General features: G+C 72.2%; 10 protein-coding genes. All 10 read right to left on the bottom strand.

The window, feature by feature from the left end; all coding sequences use genetic code 11:
* Positions 1 to 15: 15 nt before the first annotated feature.
* Positions 16 to 1,716, bottom strand: coding sequence for a proline--tRNA ligase (locus ACIHFE_RS08105; protein ID WP_400104969.1), 1,701 nt, complete (start codon positions 1,714 to 1,716; stop codon positions 16 to 18).
* A gap of 84 nt (positions 1,717 to 1,800) precedes the next feature.
* Complete coding sequence (locus ACIHFE_RS08100; protein WP_400104968.1) at positions 1,801 to 2,334, bottom strand: GNAT family N-acetyltransferase; 534 nt, start codon at positions 2,332 to 2,334, stop codon at positions 1,801 to 1,803.
* 141 nt (positions 2,335 to 2,475) lie between these two features.
* Positions 2,476 to 3,321 (bottom strand): GNAT family N-acetyltransferase, encoded by an 846-nt coding sequence (locus ACIHFE_RS08095; protein WP_400104967.1) that lies wholly within the window; start codon positions 3,319 to 3,321, stop codon positions 2,476 to 2,478.
* Positions 3,322 to 3,449: 128 nt separating this feature from the next.
* Positions 3,450 to 4,604, bottom strand: coding sequence for a flavodoxin-dependent (E)-4-hydroxy-3-methylbut-2-enyl-diphosphate synthase (gene ispG / locus ACIHFE_RS08090; protein ID WP_400105039.1), 1,155 nt, complete (start codon positions 4,602 to 4,604; stop codon positions 3,450 to 3,452).
* A gap of 164 nt (positions 4,605 to 4,768) precedes the next feature.
* On the bottom strand, positions 4,769 to 6,070 hold the full coding sequence (locus tag ACIHFE_RS08085) for a M50 family metallopeptidase (RefSeq protein WP_400104966.1): 1,302 nt from the start codon (positions 6,068 to 6,070) through the stop codon (positions 4,769 to 4,771).
* The gene (gene dxr, locus ACIHFE_RS08080; RefSeq protein WP_400104965.1) at positions 6,067 to 7,323 is read right to left on the bottom strand and encodes a 1-deoxy-D-xylulose-5-phosphate reductoisomerase; all 1,257 of its coding nucleotides are present in this window, start codon (positions 7,321 to 7,323) and stop codon (positions 6,067 to 6,069) included. Before dxr ends, ACIHFE_RS08085 begins: the two co-directional genes overlap by 4 nt.
* 53 nt (positions 7,324 to 7,376) lie before the next feature.
* Positions 7,377 to 9,311 carry an acyl-CoA dehydrogenase family protein gene (locus ACIHFE_RS08075; RefSeq protein WP_400104964.1) on the bottom strand — a complete coding sequence of 645 codons (1,935 nt, stop codon included), beginning with the start codon at positions 9,309 to 9,311 and terminating at the stop codon, positions 7,377 to 7,379.
* 269 nt (positions 9,312 to 9,580) lie between these two features.
* On the bottom strand, positions 9,581 to 10,318 hold the full coding sequence (locus ACIHFE_RS08070) for a response regulator (RefSeq protein WP_400104963.1): 738 nt from the start codon (positions 10,316 to 10,318) through the stop codon (positions 9,581 to 9,583).
* A 971-nt stretch (positions 10,319 to 11,289) separates the two neighbouring features.
* The gene (locus ACIHFE_RS08065; protein WP_400104962.1) at positions 11,290 to 12,735 is read right to left on the bottom strand and encodes an aldehyde dehydrogenase family protein; all 1,446 of its coding nucleotides are present in this window, start codon (positions 12,733 to 12,735) and stop codon (positions 11,290 to 11,292) included.
* A gap of 805 nt (positions 12,736 to 13,540) precedes the next feature.
* Complete coding sequence (locus ACIHFE_RS08060) at positions 13,541 to 15,100, bottom strand: PucR family transcriptional regulator (RefSeq protein ID WP_400104961.1); 1,560 nt, start codon at positions 15,098 to 15,100, stop codon at positions 13,541 to 13,543.
* Positions 15,101 to 15,188: the final 88 nt, after the last annotated feature.

Genomic DNA, 15,188 nt, shown 5'->3' with positions numbered 1-15,188 from the left:
ACGTCCATCAGGCAGTCAGGCGATCAGCCTCGCCACGGCCGCCACCGCCGCGTCCACGGTGAGTTCCTGGCGCTCCCCCGTGCGGCGGTCCTTCAGCTCCACCACGCCCTCCGCGGCGCGGCGGCCGACCACCAGCACGGTGGGCACGCCGATGAGTTCCGCGTCGGTGAACTTCACTCCCGGGGACACCGCGGTGCGGTCGTCGACCAGCACCCGGGCCCCGGCGCGGGCCAGTTGCCCGGCCAGTTCCAGGGCGATTTCGGTCTGCCGTGCCTTGCCCGCCGCGACCACATGGACGTCGGCCGGGGCGACCTCGCGGGGCCAGCACAGCCCGGCCTCGTCATGGGTCTGTTCGGCCAGCGCGGCCACCGCCCGGGAGACGCCGATGCCATAGGAGCCCATGGTGACCCGGACCGGCTTGCCCTGGGGGCCCAGCACATCGAAGCCGAAGGTGTCGGCGTACTTGCGGCCCAGCTGGAAGATATGGCCGATCTCGATGGCCCGGCCGATGCGGAGCCCGGCGCCGCACCGGGGGCAGGGGTCGCCCGGCTCGACCACGACCACGTCCAGGTAGCGGTCGACGGTGAAGTCGCGGCCGCAGACCACGTCGCGGGCATGGGTGCCGGGCTTGTTGGCGCCGGTGATCCAGGCGGTGCCGGGGGCGATGCGCGGGTCGGCGACATAGGGCAGCCCCAGGCCCTGCGGACCGACATAGCCGCGGACCAGCTCGGGATGGGCCGCGAAGTCCTCGGCGGTCACCAGCTCCACCACGGCGGGCGCCAGATGCTCCGCCAGCTTGCCCAGGTCCACCTCGCGGTCGCCCGGCACGCCGACCGCCGTTATCTTGCCGTCCACCTTGACCAGGAGGTTCTTCAGAGTGGCCGAGGCAGGCACGGACAGATGCCGGGCCAGGGCCTCGATGGTCGGGGTGTCGGGGGTGTCCAGTTCCTCGACGGGGCCGTGCGCCACATTCGCCGGGGGCTCGACCACGGTGGTCACCGCCTCGGTGTTGGCCGCGTAGTCGCACTCGGGACAGTCCACAAAGGTGTCCTCGCCGGCCCCCGACGGGGCCAGGAACTCTTCGGAGGCGGAGCCGCCCATGGCGCCGGAGACGGCGGAGACGATGCGGTGGTCCAGGCCGATGCGCTCGAAGATGCGGCGGTAGGCCTCGCGGTGCAGCCGGTAGGACTCGGCCAGACCCTCGTCGGTGGTGTCGAAGGAGTAGGAGTCCTTCATCTGGAACTCGCGGCCGCGCAGCACTCCGGAGCGGGGCCGGGCCTCGTCCCGGTACTTGGTCTGGATCTGGTAGACGATCACCGGCAGGTCCTTGTAGGACGCGCACTGGTCCTTGACCGTGAGGGTGAAGATCTCCTCGTGGGTGGGTCCGAGCAGGTACTCGGCGCCCTTGCGGTCCTTCAGACGGAACAGGAGATCGCCGTACTCCTCCCAGCGCCCGCTGGCCTGGTAGAGCTCCCTGGGCAGCAGGGCGGGCAGCAGCACCTCCTGGCCGCCGATGGCGTCCATCTCCTCGCGCACCACGCGGGCGATGTTGTCCAGCACCCGCTTGCCCAGCGGCAGCCAGGTCCACACCCCGGCGGAGGAACGGCGGACATAGCCGGCGCGGACCAGCAGCCGGTGGCTGGCGGTCTCGGCGTCGGCCGGGTCGTCGCGCAGTGTCTTGAGCAACATCGTGGACATGCGCTGGACTTGGGGCATGGGGCGGTCTCCCTGCGGTGCGGATGCGGTGGCAGGAGAGTAACGGCGCCCCGGGCCCGCCGCGTACCGTATTTCGCCGTGCGGCTAGCCCGTCAGCGGCAGCGTGGCGCCCATGACCACATAGGGGCTGGCCGCGCTGGGGAAGACCACCTGCCGGGCCAGGTCCCGGTAGCCCAGCTTCCGGTAGAGCGCCCGGGCCGGGCTCTCGGCGTCGACGGCGGAGAGGATGGAGCGGGGCTCGCTCGCCCCGGCCGTCAGGCCGGTGAGCAGGGTGCGGCCGATGTGCCGGTTCTGGAAGGCCGGGTGGACATGCAGTTCGGTGATGACGAAGGAGTCGTCCAGCCAGCCCTCGGTGCCGGTGGCCCGCAGATAGGGCTCGACCACGGTGGACCACCAGTGCGTGCGGTCATTGGGCATGCCGTAGACGAAACCGACCAGCCGTCCGCTGGAAGTGGTGGCGCCCAGGGCGCGCGCCCCGGGGTTGGTGAGGTGCCGCAGCACGATGTGGCGTCGTACGCCGACCTCCTCCGCGGAGAGTCCGAAGGCGAGCGCCTGCACGGCCAGCGCGTCGTCCACCCGTGCCGCCAGGTCGAGCGGTCCGACCACGATGTCATCCATGCCGGGAGGCTACCCGGCCCCGCGCCATGGCGGGGCGCGGGACCACCATGCCCGCGCCATGGCGGGGGCGGCCGGAACACCCCGTGCAGAACGCCGCGTTCAAGGCAGCACGTTCAGGGCAGCACGTTCACAACAGCGGGCTCAGAACAGCACACTCATAAACGCGCCGGTCTCCTGGAAGCCGACCCGGCGGTAGGCGGCGCGGGCGGCGGCGTTGTAGTCGTTGACGTAGAGGCTGGCCACCGGCGCCACCTCGCGCAGCGCATGGCGCAGTACGGCCGCCATACCGGTGACGGACAGTCCGCGGCCGCGGTGCTCGGGCGCGACCCAGACGCCCTGGATCTGGCAGGCCCGGGCGGTGGCGGCGCCGATCTCCGCCTTGAAGACCACCTGGCCGTTCTCGACCCGGGCGAACGACCGTCCGGAACCGACCAGTTCGGCGACCCGGGCCTGGTAGAGCAGCCCGCCGTCACCGGCCAGCGGGGAGACCCCCACCTCTTCGGTGAACATGGCCACACAGGCCGGGAGGATCAGGTCCATCTCGTCCTTGCGGACGCGCCGCACCAGCGGATCGGGCTCAATGCCCGGGGGCATGGCGCGGGCGACCATCAGCGGCTGGTGGGCGCGGACCTCGCGGGCCGGACCCCAGTGCGGCTCCAGCAGCGCCCAGAGCGCACCGGTGGACTCGGCGGGGCCGACGATCGAGGAGCAGCGGCGCCCGCCCCGGCGGGCCCGGTCGGCGAAGGCGCGTACGGCCTCGGGGCCGGCGCAGATGGGGACCAGGTTGGCTCCGGCGTAGCAGAGCGACTCCAGGCGGCCGTCCGCGTACCAGCCCCACATCTCACCGCCCAGCCGCCAGGGGTCCAGGCCCGCGGCGAGCACCCGGGCGGCGACAAAGGCGTTGGCGACCGGATCGCGGTCGAGGACGGCGAGGGCGGCGTCGAGCTCGCCGGGGTCCAGGACCTTGGTGGTGGTGGTCGTCAGCACGAGTGGGGTTGCCTCACCGTCGCGGGCCCGAGGCCGAAGGGGACAGGTTCTGGCACTGTACCTCCCGGTTCCGGTCGCGGACATGACGGTGCTCCGCCGCACCGGGCGGAGCACCGTGACGGCTTGGGTCAGCTGACGCTGATCTCCGGCTCGCCGGAGGCGATGCCGTCCTTCTCCATCTGTTCGGCGAGCTTCAGGGCCTCTTCGATCAGGGTCTCCACGATCTTCGACTCCGGCACGGTCTTGATCACCTCGCCCTTGACAAAGATCTGCCCCTTGCCATTGCCCGAGGCCACACCCAGATCCGCCTCACGCGCCTCACCCGGACCATTGACCACACAGCCCATCACAGCCACCCGCAGCGGAACCTCCATCCCCTCCAGCCCCGCCGAAACCTGATCCGCCAGCTTGTACACATCCACCTGCGCACGCCCACACGACGGACAGGAAACAATCTCCAGACGACGCTGCCGCAGATTGAGCGACTCCAGGATCTGGATCCCCACCTTGACCTCCTCCGCCGGCGGCGCCGACAGCGAGACCCGGATGGTGTCCCCGATGCCCTCGCTCAGCAACGCACCAAAGGCCACCGCCGACTTGATCGTCCCCTGGAACGCCGGCCCCGCCTCCGTCACCCCCAGGTGCAGCGGGTAGTCACACTGCGCGGCCAGCTGCCGGTAGGCGTTGACCATGACCACCGGGTCGTTGTGCTTCACCGAGATCTTGATGTCGCGGAAGCCGTGCTCCTCGAACAGCGACGCCTCCCACAGAGCCGACTCCACCAGCGCCTCCGGCGTGGCCTTGCCGTACTTCTGCAACAGCCGCCGGTCCAGCGACCCGGCATTCACCCCGATCCGGATCGGCGTCCCGGCGTCGGAGGCCGCCCTGGCGATCTCCCTGACCTTGTCGTCGAACTGCTTGATGTTCCCCGGGTTCACCCGCACCGCCGCACACCCCGCGTCAATCGCCGCGAAGACATACTTCGGCTGGAAGTGGATGTCCGCGATCACCGGGATCTGCGACTTCGCCGCGATCACCTTCAACGCATCAGCGTCATCCTGCGTGGGACACGCCACCCGCACAATCTGGCAGCCCGACGCCGTCAGCTCCGCGATCTGCTGCAACGTCGCCCCGATGTCCGAGGTCCGCGTCGTGGTCATCGACTGCACCGAAACCGGGGCATCACCACCCACGGCCACCGACCCGACCTGGATCCTGCGGCTGACCCGGCGGTCGGCGAGCTTGGTCGGAACGGAAGGCATTCCCAGCGAAATGGCAGTCATCTGGCGAGCAACCCCAAGGTCTTCATCATGGTCCCGAGATCGGCGGGCTCCGAGGGGTTCGAGGTTACGGCAAGGGGCCCGGTGCGGGCACATTCGGGCACCGGGCGGGCGGGTGTGCCACGGTCTCACCGCCGCCGCCCGCACGCCCCCGCACCGGGCGGCGCCTAGGTCAGCCGTACCGGGTTGACCACGTCCGCGATCAGCACCAGCAGGGTGAAGCAGACGAAGATCCCGGCCACCACATACGCCACCGGCATCAGCTTGGCGACGTCGAACGGACCGGGGTCCGGCCGCCGGAAGACCTTGGCGAAGGCACGGCGCAGGGACTCCCAGAGGGCACCGGCGATGTGTCCGCCGTCCAGCGGCAGCAGCGGCAGCATGTTGAACAGGAACAGCGAGAGGTTGAACCCGGCGACCAGGAACAGCATCATCGCGATCTGCTGGGACGGCGGGATGTGCAGGTTGAACACCTCGCCGCCGACCCGGGCGGCGCCCACCACGCCCATCGGCGAGTCCGCCTTGCGCTCGCCGCCGTCGAAGGCCGCGTTCCACAGGTCGGGGATCTTGCCGGGCAGGTTGACCAGGGACTCCACACCGGACTGCACCATGTCGCCCATGCGGTCCACGGACTGGCCGAAGGACTGCTGGACCACGCCCCTGGCGGGGGTGAAGCCGAGGAAACCGGCCGTGACGTACTGGCCCTGGACGGGATTGCCCTTGCCGTCGTACTTCTGGACCTGGTTCTCGATGAGGTCGGCGCGCAGGTCCAGCCGCTTGCCGCCGCGCTCCACGGTGATGGTGGCGGGGCCGGTGGTGCGGCGGATGTCCTGGGAGATGGTCTTCCAGTCCGGGGTCGCCGAGCCGTTGAAGGCGACGATCTTGTCCCCGGCCTTCAGCCCGGCGGCGTTGGCCGGGGACTTGGGGGCGCCCTTGGGGCACTTGTCGGTGTCGGCGGACGCCTTGACCACGCAGTCCTGCACCGAGTGGACCTGGGTGGTCTCGGTGCTGATACCGAAGGTCATCAGCACGCCGAAGAACAGCACCACGGCCAGCACCAGGTTCATAAAGGGCCCGGCGAACATCACGATCACGCGCTTCCAGGGCTTGCGCGTGTAGAACAGCCGGGACTCGTCACCGGGCTGCAGCTCTTCGAAGGCCGCCGAGCGGGCGTCCTCGATCATGCCGCGCCAGGGCGAGGTGGAGCGGGCGCTTATCTTCCCGTCCTCACCGGGCGGGAACATGCCGATCATGCGGATGTAGCCGCCCAGCGGGACGGCCTTGATGCCGTACTCGGTGTCGCCCTTCTTCCGGGAGAAGAGGGTCGGCCCGAAGCCCACCATGTACTGCGGCACCCGGATGCCGAACATCTTGGCGGTCGACAGGTGCCCGAGCTCGTGCCACGCGATGGAGAACAGCAGGCCCACCACGAAGACGACTATCCCGAGGACCGTCATCAGTGCCGTCATGCGTGGGCCTCCGAGGTGGTCTTGGCCGCGCCGGCCACGAGTTCGCGGGCCCGGGCACGGGCCCAGGTCTCCGCCTGCAGGACGTCCGGGACCGTGAGGAGGGTTCCCCGCTCGGGGGTGCCGTGCTCCGCCACGACCTCGGCGACGGTGTCCACGATGCCATTGAACGGCAGCCGCCCGGCGAGGAACGCGTCCACGCACTCCTCGTTGGCGGCGTTGAAGACGGCCGGCGCGGTGCCGCCCAGGGTGCCCACGTGCCGGGCCAGGCCCACCGAAGGGAAGGCCTCGTCGTCCAACGGGAAGAACTCCCAGCGGGAGGCGGTGGACCAGTCGAAGGCGGGGGCGGCGTCCGGCACCCGCTCCGGCCAGCCCAGGCCGATGGCGATCGGCCCGCGCATATCCGGCGGGGTGGCCTGCAGCAGCGTGGAGCCGTCGATGAACTCCACCATCGAGTGCACATAGGACTGGGGGTGGACGACGACCTCGATGCGGTCGAAGGGGATGTCGTAGAGCAGATGCGCCTCGATCACCTCCAGTCCCTTGTTGACCAGGGTGGCCGAGTTGATGGTGATCACCGGGCCCATGGACCAGGTCGGGTGCGCCAGGGCGTCCGCCGGGGTCACCGCGGCCAGCTCCGCCTTGCCGCGGCCCCGGAACGGGCCGCCGGAGGCGGTGACCACCAGCTTGCGGACCTCGGTGCGGGGGCCGCCGAGCAGTGCCTGGAAGAGCGCGGCGTGCTCGGAGTCCACCGGGATGATCTGCCCCGGCTTGGCCACTGCCTTCACCAGCGGGCCCCCCACGATCAGCGACTCCTTGTTGGCCAGCGCCAGGGTCCGGCCGGCCTCCAGGGCGGCCAGGGTGGGCGCCAGGCCGATGGAGCCGGTGATGCCGTTGAGGACCGTGTGGCACTCGCTGCGGGCCAGCTCGGTGGCCGCCTCCGGCCCGGCCAGGACCTCCGGCAGCGGCTCGGCGCCGTACCGCGCGGCCAGCGCCTGGCGCAGCTCCGACGCCTTGTCCTGCCGCGCCACGGCCACCGTGCGCACCCGCAGCCGGTGCGCCTGCTCGGCCAGCAGGTCCACCCGGCCGCCGGCGGCGGACAGCCCGGTCACCGTGAACCGCCCGGGGTTGCGGAGCACGAGGTCGATGGCCTGGGTGCCCACCGAACCGGTGGAGCCGAGGATCACGACCTCGCGCGGTCCGCCGGAAGCGGGCGAGGGTACCGAGTAGCGCGGGTCAGCGAGGAAGTCCGTCATCCCCCTATTGTTGCCGCACCGCCCGTCCCGCCGGACAGGCGGTGCGGACCGGCTCAGCCGATGGTGCGGTGGACGTTGTCCGCCTTGGACGGGCCCGGGGCGGCGTCGGCGATCCAGGGGCCTTCCCCGCTGGGGTCGAGGATGCCGCTCTCCAGCCACTGGTACGACCCGGCCAGCACCCCGGAGACGACCTTGCGGTCCTGGGCGTCGGTGTTGGTCCACAGCCGCCCGAAGAGCTCCTCCACCCGGATGCGGGCCTGCCGGCAGAAGGCGTCGGCCAGTTCGTACGCCTGGGCCCCGTGCTCGCCCTGGGCACGCAGCCGCTCCGCCCGTACACAGGCGGCGCTCATCGCGAACAGCTCCGCCCCGATGTCCACGATCCGGCCCAGGAAGCCCTGTTTGGTCTCCAGCCGGCCCTGCCAGCGGGACATGGCGTAGAAGGTGGAACGGGCCAGCTTGCGCGAGGAGCGTTCCACATAGCGCAGGTGGACGGACAGGTCACGGTGCCCCGTGGGGTGGAACTCACCGTAGGACAGCGGCAGTTGTCCCGCCCCCGCGACCAGCTTGGGCAGCCAGCGGGCGTAGAAGCCGCCTGCCTTCGCGCCCGCCCTGGCCTTGTCGCCCAGCGACTTCTCCGGGTCGATCAGGTCCCCGGCGACCGAGAGGTGGGCGTCCACCGCCTCCCGGGCGATCAGCAGGTGCATGATCTCCGTGGAGCCCTCGAAGATCCGGTTGATGCGCGAGTCACGCAGCAACTGCTCGGCGGGCACGGCGCGTTCGCCCCGTGCGGCCAGCGAGGCGGCGCTCTCGTAGCCGCGTCCGCCCCGGATCTGCACCAGTTCGTCCGCCATCAGCCAGGCCATCTCGCTGCCGTAGAGCTTGGCCAGCGCCGCCTCGATGCGGATGTCGTTGCGGTCCTCGTCGGCCATCTGGCTGGACAGGTCGAGGATGGCCTCCAGCGCGAAGGTGGTGGCGGCGATGAAGGAGATCTTGGCGCCCACCGCCTCATGCCTGGCGATGGACTTGCCCCACTGCTCACGGACCGCGGACCACTCACGGGCGATCTTCAGGCACCACTTGCCGCCGCTGACACACATCGCGGGGATGGACAGCCGGCCGGTGTTGAGCGTGGTCAGCGCGATCTTCAGCCCGGCGCCCTCGGGGCCGATGCGGTTGGCGGCGGGCACCCGCACCTGGTGGAAGCGGGTGACGCCGTTCTCGATGCCGCGCAGGCCCATGAAGGCGTTGCGGTTCTCCACCGTGACGCCCTCGGCGGTGGCCTCCACCACAAAGGCGGTGATGCCGCCCTTGTGGCCCTCGGACTTCGGCACCCGGGCCATCACCACCAGCAGGTCGGCCACCACGCCATTGGTGGTCCACAGCTTGACGCCGTCCAGGATGTAGTCGTCGCCGTCCGGCACCGCGGAGGTGGCGAGCCTGGCCGGGTCGGAGCCGACGTCCGGCTCGGTGAGCAGGAAGGCCGAGATGTCGGTGCGGGCGCAGCGGGGCAGGAAGGCGTCCTTCTGCTGCTGGGTGCCGAAGAGCTTCAGCGGCTGCGGCACGCCGATGGACTGGTGCGCGGACAGCAGCGCCCCCACCACGGGGCTGACCGAGCCCACCAGGGTGAGCGCCTTGTTGTAGTAGACCTGGGTCAGCCCCAGGCCGCCATAGCGGGTGTCGATCTTCATGCCGAAGGCGCCGAGCTCCTTGAGCCCGCGCACCGTCTCGTCGGGGATGCACGCCTCGCGCTCGATGCGGGCGCTGTCGATCCCGGTCTCGCAGAACGCGCGCAGCTTGCCGAGGAACTCCTCGCCGCGCCGTACGTCCTGCGGGTCGGGCATCGGATACGGATGGATGAGGTCGAGCCGGAACCTGCCGAGGAACAGCTCCTTGGCGAAACTCGGCTTCTTCCAGCCCTGTTCGCGGGCCGCTTCGGCGACCTGACGGGCTTCGCGCTCGGAAACCGGCCGTACGGATGGTGCGGTCATGAGGCACCTCGCCGCTTGGAGTCGGGGCGGTTGTCCCGGTCGCTACCGACCGGTGCTACTCGTCCGTATGTACCCCGTCCGTACGGGCTCTACCAGTCCCCGTGCAGTCGCGGGTGCGGCGCCCCGTGCGGTGTGGGCGCAATGCCCCGTGCGGCGCAGGTGGCGCGCCCCATGCGGCGCGGGTGCGGCGCCCCATGCGGCGCAGGGGCGTGGCCCCATGCGGTGCGGGTGGGGCGCCCCGAGCCGTGCAGATGCGGCGCCCCATGCACTCAGTGCCGGGCACCAGGGGTGACCAGCCCGCTCTCATAGGCGACCACCACTGCCTGGGCGCGGCTGCACAGGCCCAGTTTTGCCATGGCGCGGTTGAGGTGGGTCTTGACGGTGGCCTCGCTGATCACCAGCTCGGCGGCGATATCGCCGTTGGACAGGCCGCGCCCGGTGTGCCGCAGCACCTCCACCTCCCGGCCGGTCAGGGCCCGGAGCTCCTCGGCGGGCGGCGGGCCGGCCTCTGGGCGGCGCCGGGTGAACGCCTCGATCAGCCGGCGGGTGACCGAGGGCGAGAAGAGCATGTCGCCGCCCGCGACGGCGCTCACCGCGGCCAGCAGGCGCTGCGGCCCGGCGTCCTTGAGCAGAAAGCCCGCGGCTCCGGCGCGCAGCGCCGCGTAGACGTACTCATCCAGGTCGAAGGTGGTCAGCACCAGGATCCTGGGGGCCGGATCGGCCGCCTGGGCCAGGATGCGCTCGGTGGCGGCGATGCCGCTCAGCCCCGGCATCCGGATGTCCATCAGCACCACGTCCGGTTGGCGCTCGGCGGCCATTTCAATGGCCTGCTCCCCGTCGGCCGCCTCGCCGACCACCGTCATCCCGGGCGCGGCGCGCAGCAGGGCCGCGACCCCGGCGCGGATGAGCACCTGGTCGTCGACGACCAGGACGCTGATGTCCTCCGCCTTCTTCCTCACGTTCTCCGCCGCGTTCTCCGCCGCGTTGTCCCCCGTCTCGCCGGTCATCCCACTCCCCGTCGTACGCCCCGTCCAGCGCCGGCCCCGTCGCCGGCAGCGGGGAAGGGTCCGCCGGACCTCGAATCCGCCGTCCCGGCGCAGGCCGGCGACCAGGGTTCCCCCGTAGATCCTCGCGCGCCCGCGCATCTCCAGCAATCCATGTTCGCCAACGGAGCCCGGTTTGGCGCGAATTGCCGCCCGACCGCCATTCGGTGATCGCCAACTCCAGTCGGCCGGGGCGGAATTCCATTCGCACCGTGGCGGAGGCGGGCGGGTTCGATGACGTTGCCGAGCGCCTCCTGGGCCACATGGTGGGCGCACAGGCCGGGGCCGGGCGGCCGTCGGCGCCGCTGATCGTCCAGGCAGGCAGGAACGCCTGCGGCCGGAAGCCGTTCGAAGATGATCTCCAACCGCCCCAGGCCGGGGGCAACTGGTACGGGCGGTCCCCCGCGCTCCGCGCCGCGCCGCGCCGCACCCCCGGGCCCCATGCGCAGCGCGACCGGCGACGCAGACGGTGCCCAGGGTCGTGCAGTTCACGGGCGACGCGCACCCGTTCCCCGGCCACCGCGTGGCGGGCATTCACCGCCTACTCGCACCGGGGTTGGGCGGCGGCGTCCAACAATCTGGCACCGCGGTCGAGGAGTTGACGGACGCCGTCGCGGATTCACCGGACGACCGTCAGGGCCGACGCCCCATGCGCGGCCGCCGGCCAGCGGCACACCACGCTCGTCACAATCCGGCGGCTGACCGGAGCGCGGGGCGACGAACGCGAGGTCGTCGGCGGCGGCCGGTCAGCAAGCGGCTGCACCGCCCTGTCCCTCCCCATCACCGGATAGCCACAACGGGTTGAAGGCGGGATTCCCCCCGGGATGGGGGGAAAGCCGGACTGATCCGGCCCCCTCGCGGGGGCCGGATCAGTCGGAGCAAACTGCCCCCTCAGTGGCCTTGGGGCCTTGGGGGCCTTGAGAGGCTCAAGGCCCCTAAAGGGCCAGACCGGTGAGGACCAGCACCCGCTCGTAGGTGTAGTCGTCCATGGCGTAGCGCACGCCCTCACGGCCGACTCCGGACTGCTTGGCGCCGCCGTAGGGCATCTGGTCCGCGCGGTAGGACGGCACGTCGCCGATGATCACGCCACCGGTCTCCAGGGCACGGTGCGCCCGGAAGGCGGCCTGCAGGTCGTGGGTGAACACGCCCGCCTGGAGGCCGTACGGCGAGTCGTTGACGGCGGCGAAGGCGGCGCTCTCACTCTCGGCGCGGCTGAGGGTCAGCACCGGGCCGAAGACCTCCTCGCAGGCGATGGTGACCCCGGCGGGGACATCGGCGAGCACGGTGGGGGCGTATGTGGCACCGTCCCGCTTGCCGCCGGTGAGCAGGGCGGCGCCCGCCGCCACGGCCTCGTCCACCCAGGACTCCACCCGCTTGGCGGCGTCCTCACTGACCAGCGGGCCGACGTCGGTGGCGGCGTCGGAGGGGTCGCCAGTCACCTGGGCCTCCACGGCGGCGACCACCTTGGGCACCAGGCGGTCGTAGAGCGAGGCATCGGCGATCACACGCTGCACCGAGATGCAGGACTGGCCGCCCTGGTAGTTGGAGAAGGTGGCGATGCGCTGGGCCGCCCAGTCGAGGTCCTCCTCCGAGGAGTAGTCGGCGAGCACCACGGCGGCCCCGTTGCCGCCCAGTTCCAGGGTGATGTGCTTGCGCGGGGCGGAGTCCAGGATGGACCAGCCGACCGGGCCGGAGCCGGTGAAGGAGATCACCGGCAGCCGCTCGTCCCGCACCAGGGCGGGCATCCGGTCGTTGGGCACCGGCAGCACGCTCCAGGAGCCGGCGGGCAGCTCGGTCTCGGCCAGCAGCTCACCCAGCACCAGCGAGGACAGCGGGGTGGCCGGGGCGGGCTTGAGGATGATCGGGGTGCCCACCGCGATGGCCGGGGCGACCTTGTGCGCGGCCAGGTTGAGCGGGAAGTTGAACGGGGCGATGCCCAGCACGGTGCCACGGGGGAAGCGGCGGGTGAGGGCGAGGCGGCCGGTGCCGCCGGCGTCGGTGTCCAGGCGCTGGGCCTCACCGGCGTTGAAGCGGCGGGCCTCCTCGGCGGCGAAGCGGAACACGGAGACGGCTCGGCCGACCTCACCGCGGGCCCACTTGATGGGCTTGCCATTCTCGGCGGAGATCAGCTGGGCGATCTCCTCGGTGCGCTCGGCCAGGCGGCGCGAAACGTGGTCGAGCGCGGCCGCGCGGACGTGCGCCGGGGTCGCCGCGAACTCCTCGCGCACCGCGTGCGCGGCGGCGACGGCCTCCTCGACCTGCGCCTCGGTGGGCACGCTGACCGTGCCGACGAGCCGGCCGTCGAAGGAGTTGGTGACGTCGAAGCTCTCCTCGCCGGTGGCCTCTCGGCCGGCCAGCCAGAACACGTGCGGAGCGGTCAAGGTTCCGGCCCTTTCGCTGTGGGGTGGATTGGCTCCCCCACGGTAGGTGCGAGGCGTGGTGCTGGTGATTGGCCGCGGTGGAGTGGTGGGCGGTGCGGGGGTGCCGGATTGGCGTGGGGGGTGGCGGTTTGGCGCAGGGGGCGGCGGATGGGCGGGGCGTGTGGGCTGGGGCGTGGGGGGGGAGGACATGGCGGCATGGGGCATGGGCGTGGGGCATCGGGCGCGTGGGCTACTGAGGCGCGCGGCGCGTTGCGTCGACCTCGGGCGTGTTCGCGAAGCGCGGCTGGATCTCCCTGGGACGGCGGCATGGCGCGCGGGCCTCCTGATGCGGCATGGCGCGTGAGGGCCACGCGTCATGCCGCCCAGGCATGGGGCACGGAGCCCGTCACGGTGCAGGAACTGCAGCATCTCCCCGGGCGCAGCGTGCCCGCTCGGGAGGCGTGGCGCATGGTGCGCGGGCCTCAAGGGCATTTCGCAGCGTGGAGCGCCTGTGGCACGGCTTCCCGAGGCAGCGGCATGGCGCGTGGGCCGGCCCTGCGGGTGCGGCGTGACGCATGGGGCTTGCGGCGCTGCGCCCCGGGGGAAGCCGCATGGCGCGCGACACCCACAACAACGCCCCGGTCGCCAGGAACAACAGGAACGACAGGAACGACAGGAACGACAGGAACAAGGCGAGGTCACCCGGGGTGGGGCGCACCGGGGGCAGGCGGCCTGAGGGCGGATCGCCGTCTTTGGACGGGCGCTTCGGGGGCCGGCCCAAACAGGTTGCCTGGCACGGCGCGTGAGGCGCGGGACCAGCTATGGGCTAGCCGCTCGCCTTGAGGGCCAGCCACAGCTCCATGCGTACATCGGGGTCGTCCAGCGAGCGGCCGAGAATCTCCTCCACCCGCCGCATGCGGTAGCGCAGCGTATGGCGGTGTACGCCCAGGTCGGCAGCGGCCGCGTCCCACTGACCGTGCCGGGACAGCCAGGCCCGCAGCGAGGCGACCAGGTCGCCGCGCCCCGTGGCGTCATGCTCGTACAGGGCCCGCAGCAGCCCGTCCGCGAAGGCCCGCACCGCGTCGTCGGCCAGCAGCGGCAGCACCGACCCGGCGGCCATCTCCTCGTGCTCCACCAGCAGCCGCCCCCGGCGGCGGGCCACCGACAGCGCCTGCTCGGCCTGGCGGTAGGCGGCTGCCGCCCCGGCCGGGCCCGCCGGGGCGGACAGGCCGACGGCCAGCGTGAGTTCGGTCTCGTCCCCGGAGGGCGCCAGCGCCCCGCAGGCGGCGACGGCCGCGCCGCCGTCCGGGGCGAGGACCACCAGCCGGGAGCCGTCCGGAACGGCCAGCACCGGCTCGCCCGCCCGGCCCGCGGCGGTCTCCACCGTGTCGGCCAGCAGGGCCAGCGGATCGGCGGCCTCCGGCTCCGCGGCGGCCGGCAGTGCCTCGGCGAGCAGCAGCCGGAAGGGCGCGTCCAGCAGCGAGCCGTACAGCTCACCGGCCACCGCCCGGGCGTGCTCCGGCTCGCCCGCCAGCAGCATGTTGAGCACCGCCGTGCCCAGCCGCTGCTCCGCCTCGCGCAGCGCGCGGGAGCGCTCGGTGGCCAGGGTGAGCAGGGCGACGGCGGAGTGCACGGCGTACCGCTCGGCGGTGCCCAGCGGGGCGCCGGTGCCCACCGCCAGCACGCCGCGTGCGTGCCGGCCGGAGCCCAGGGACTGCAGCTCGACCCGGTCGCCGCCCTCCTCGGCCGGTCCGACCACCGCACTGGCCGGTGCCTGGCGGCGGCGCAGCCGCTCCACATCCGCGCTCAGCCGGGCGGCGCGGCGCGCGGCCCACTCGGGCGCGGCGGCCACCACCGCGCCCGAGGCGTCGTAGAGCGCGGCCCAGCCCTTCAGGTGCGCGGCGAGCCTGGTCAGCAGCGCGGAGGGGCCGTCCGCGCCCACCGCCGCCTTGGTCAGCTCGCGCTGCGCCTCGAAGCCCGCCGTCACGGCGCGGTACTGGTCGGCGGCTATGGCCGCCGAGACGGCCTTGCTGATGGCGATGAACGGGGTGCGGCGCGGCACCTCCAGCAGCGGCAGTCCCTCCGCCTCGGCGGCCTCCACCAGCGCCTTCGGCACCCGTTCGTACTTCACGCCCACCGCGAAGCCCAGGCCCACCACGCCGGCCCGCACCAGGCGCCGCACATAGGCGCGCATGGCCTCGGGGTCCGTGGCGTCGATCTGCAGGGCGGTGGTCAGCAGCAGCTCGCCGCCGTCCATCCACGGCACCGGGTCGGGCAGCTCGCTGACGTGCGCCCAGCGCACGGGGGTCTCCAGCCGGTCCGCGCCGGCGAGTACTGCCAGCCGCAGCGCGGAGTGGTGGACGAGGGAGGCGAGCGTCGGGGGCATGGCACCTTCGGTGGGGCATCGCGGTGACAGTGCCGTCCCGGTTGAACGGCTGCGAACGATTGTCCCTCAGCACGGGGCCCGGTGGAGC

The organism is Streptomyces sp. NPDC052396 (genome assembly GCF_044593195.1).
In the GTDB taxonomy this organism is placed as follows: Bacteria; Actinomycetota; Actinomycetes; order Streptomycetales; family Streptomycetaceae; genus Streptomyces.
This window is presented reverse-complemented; position numbering and strand designations above follow the sequence as displayed.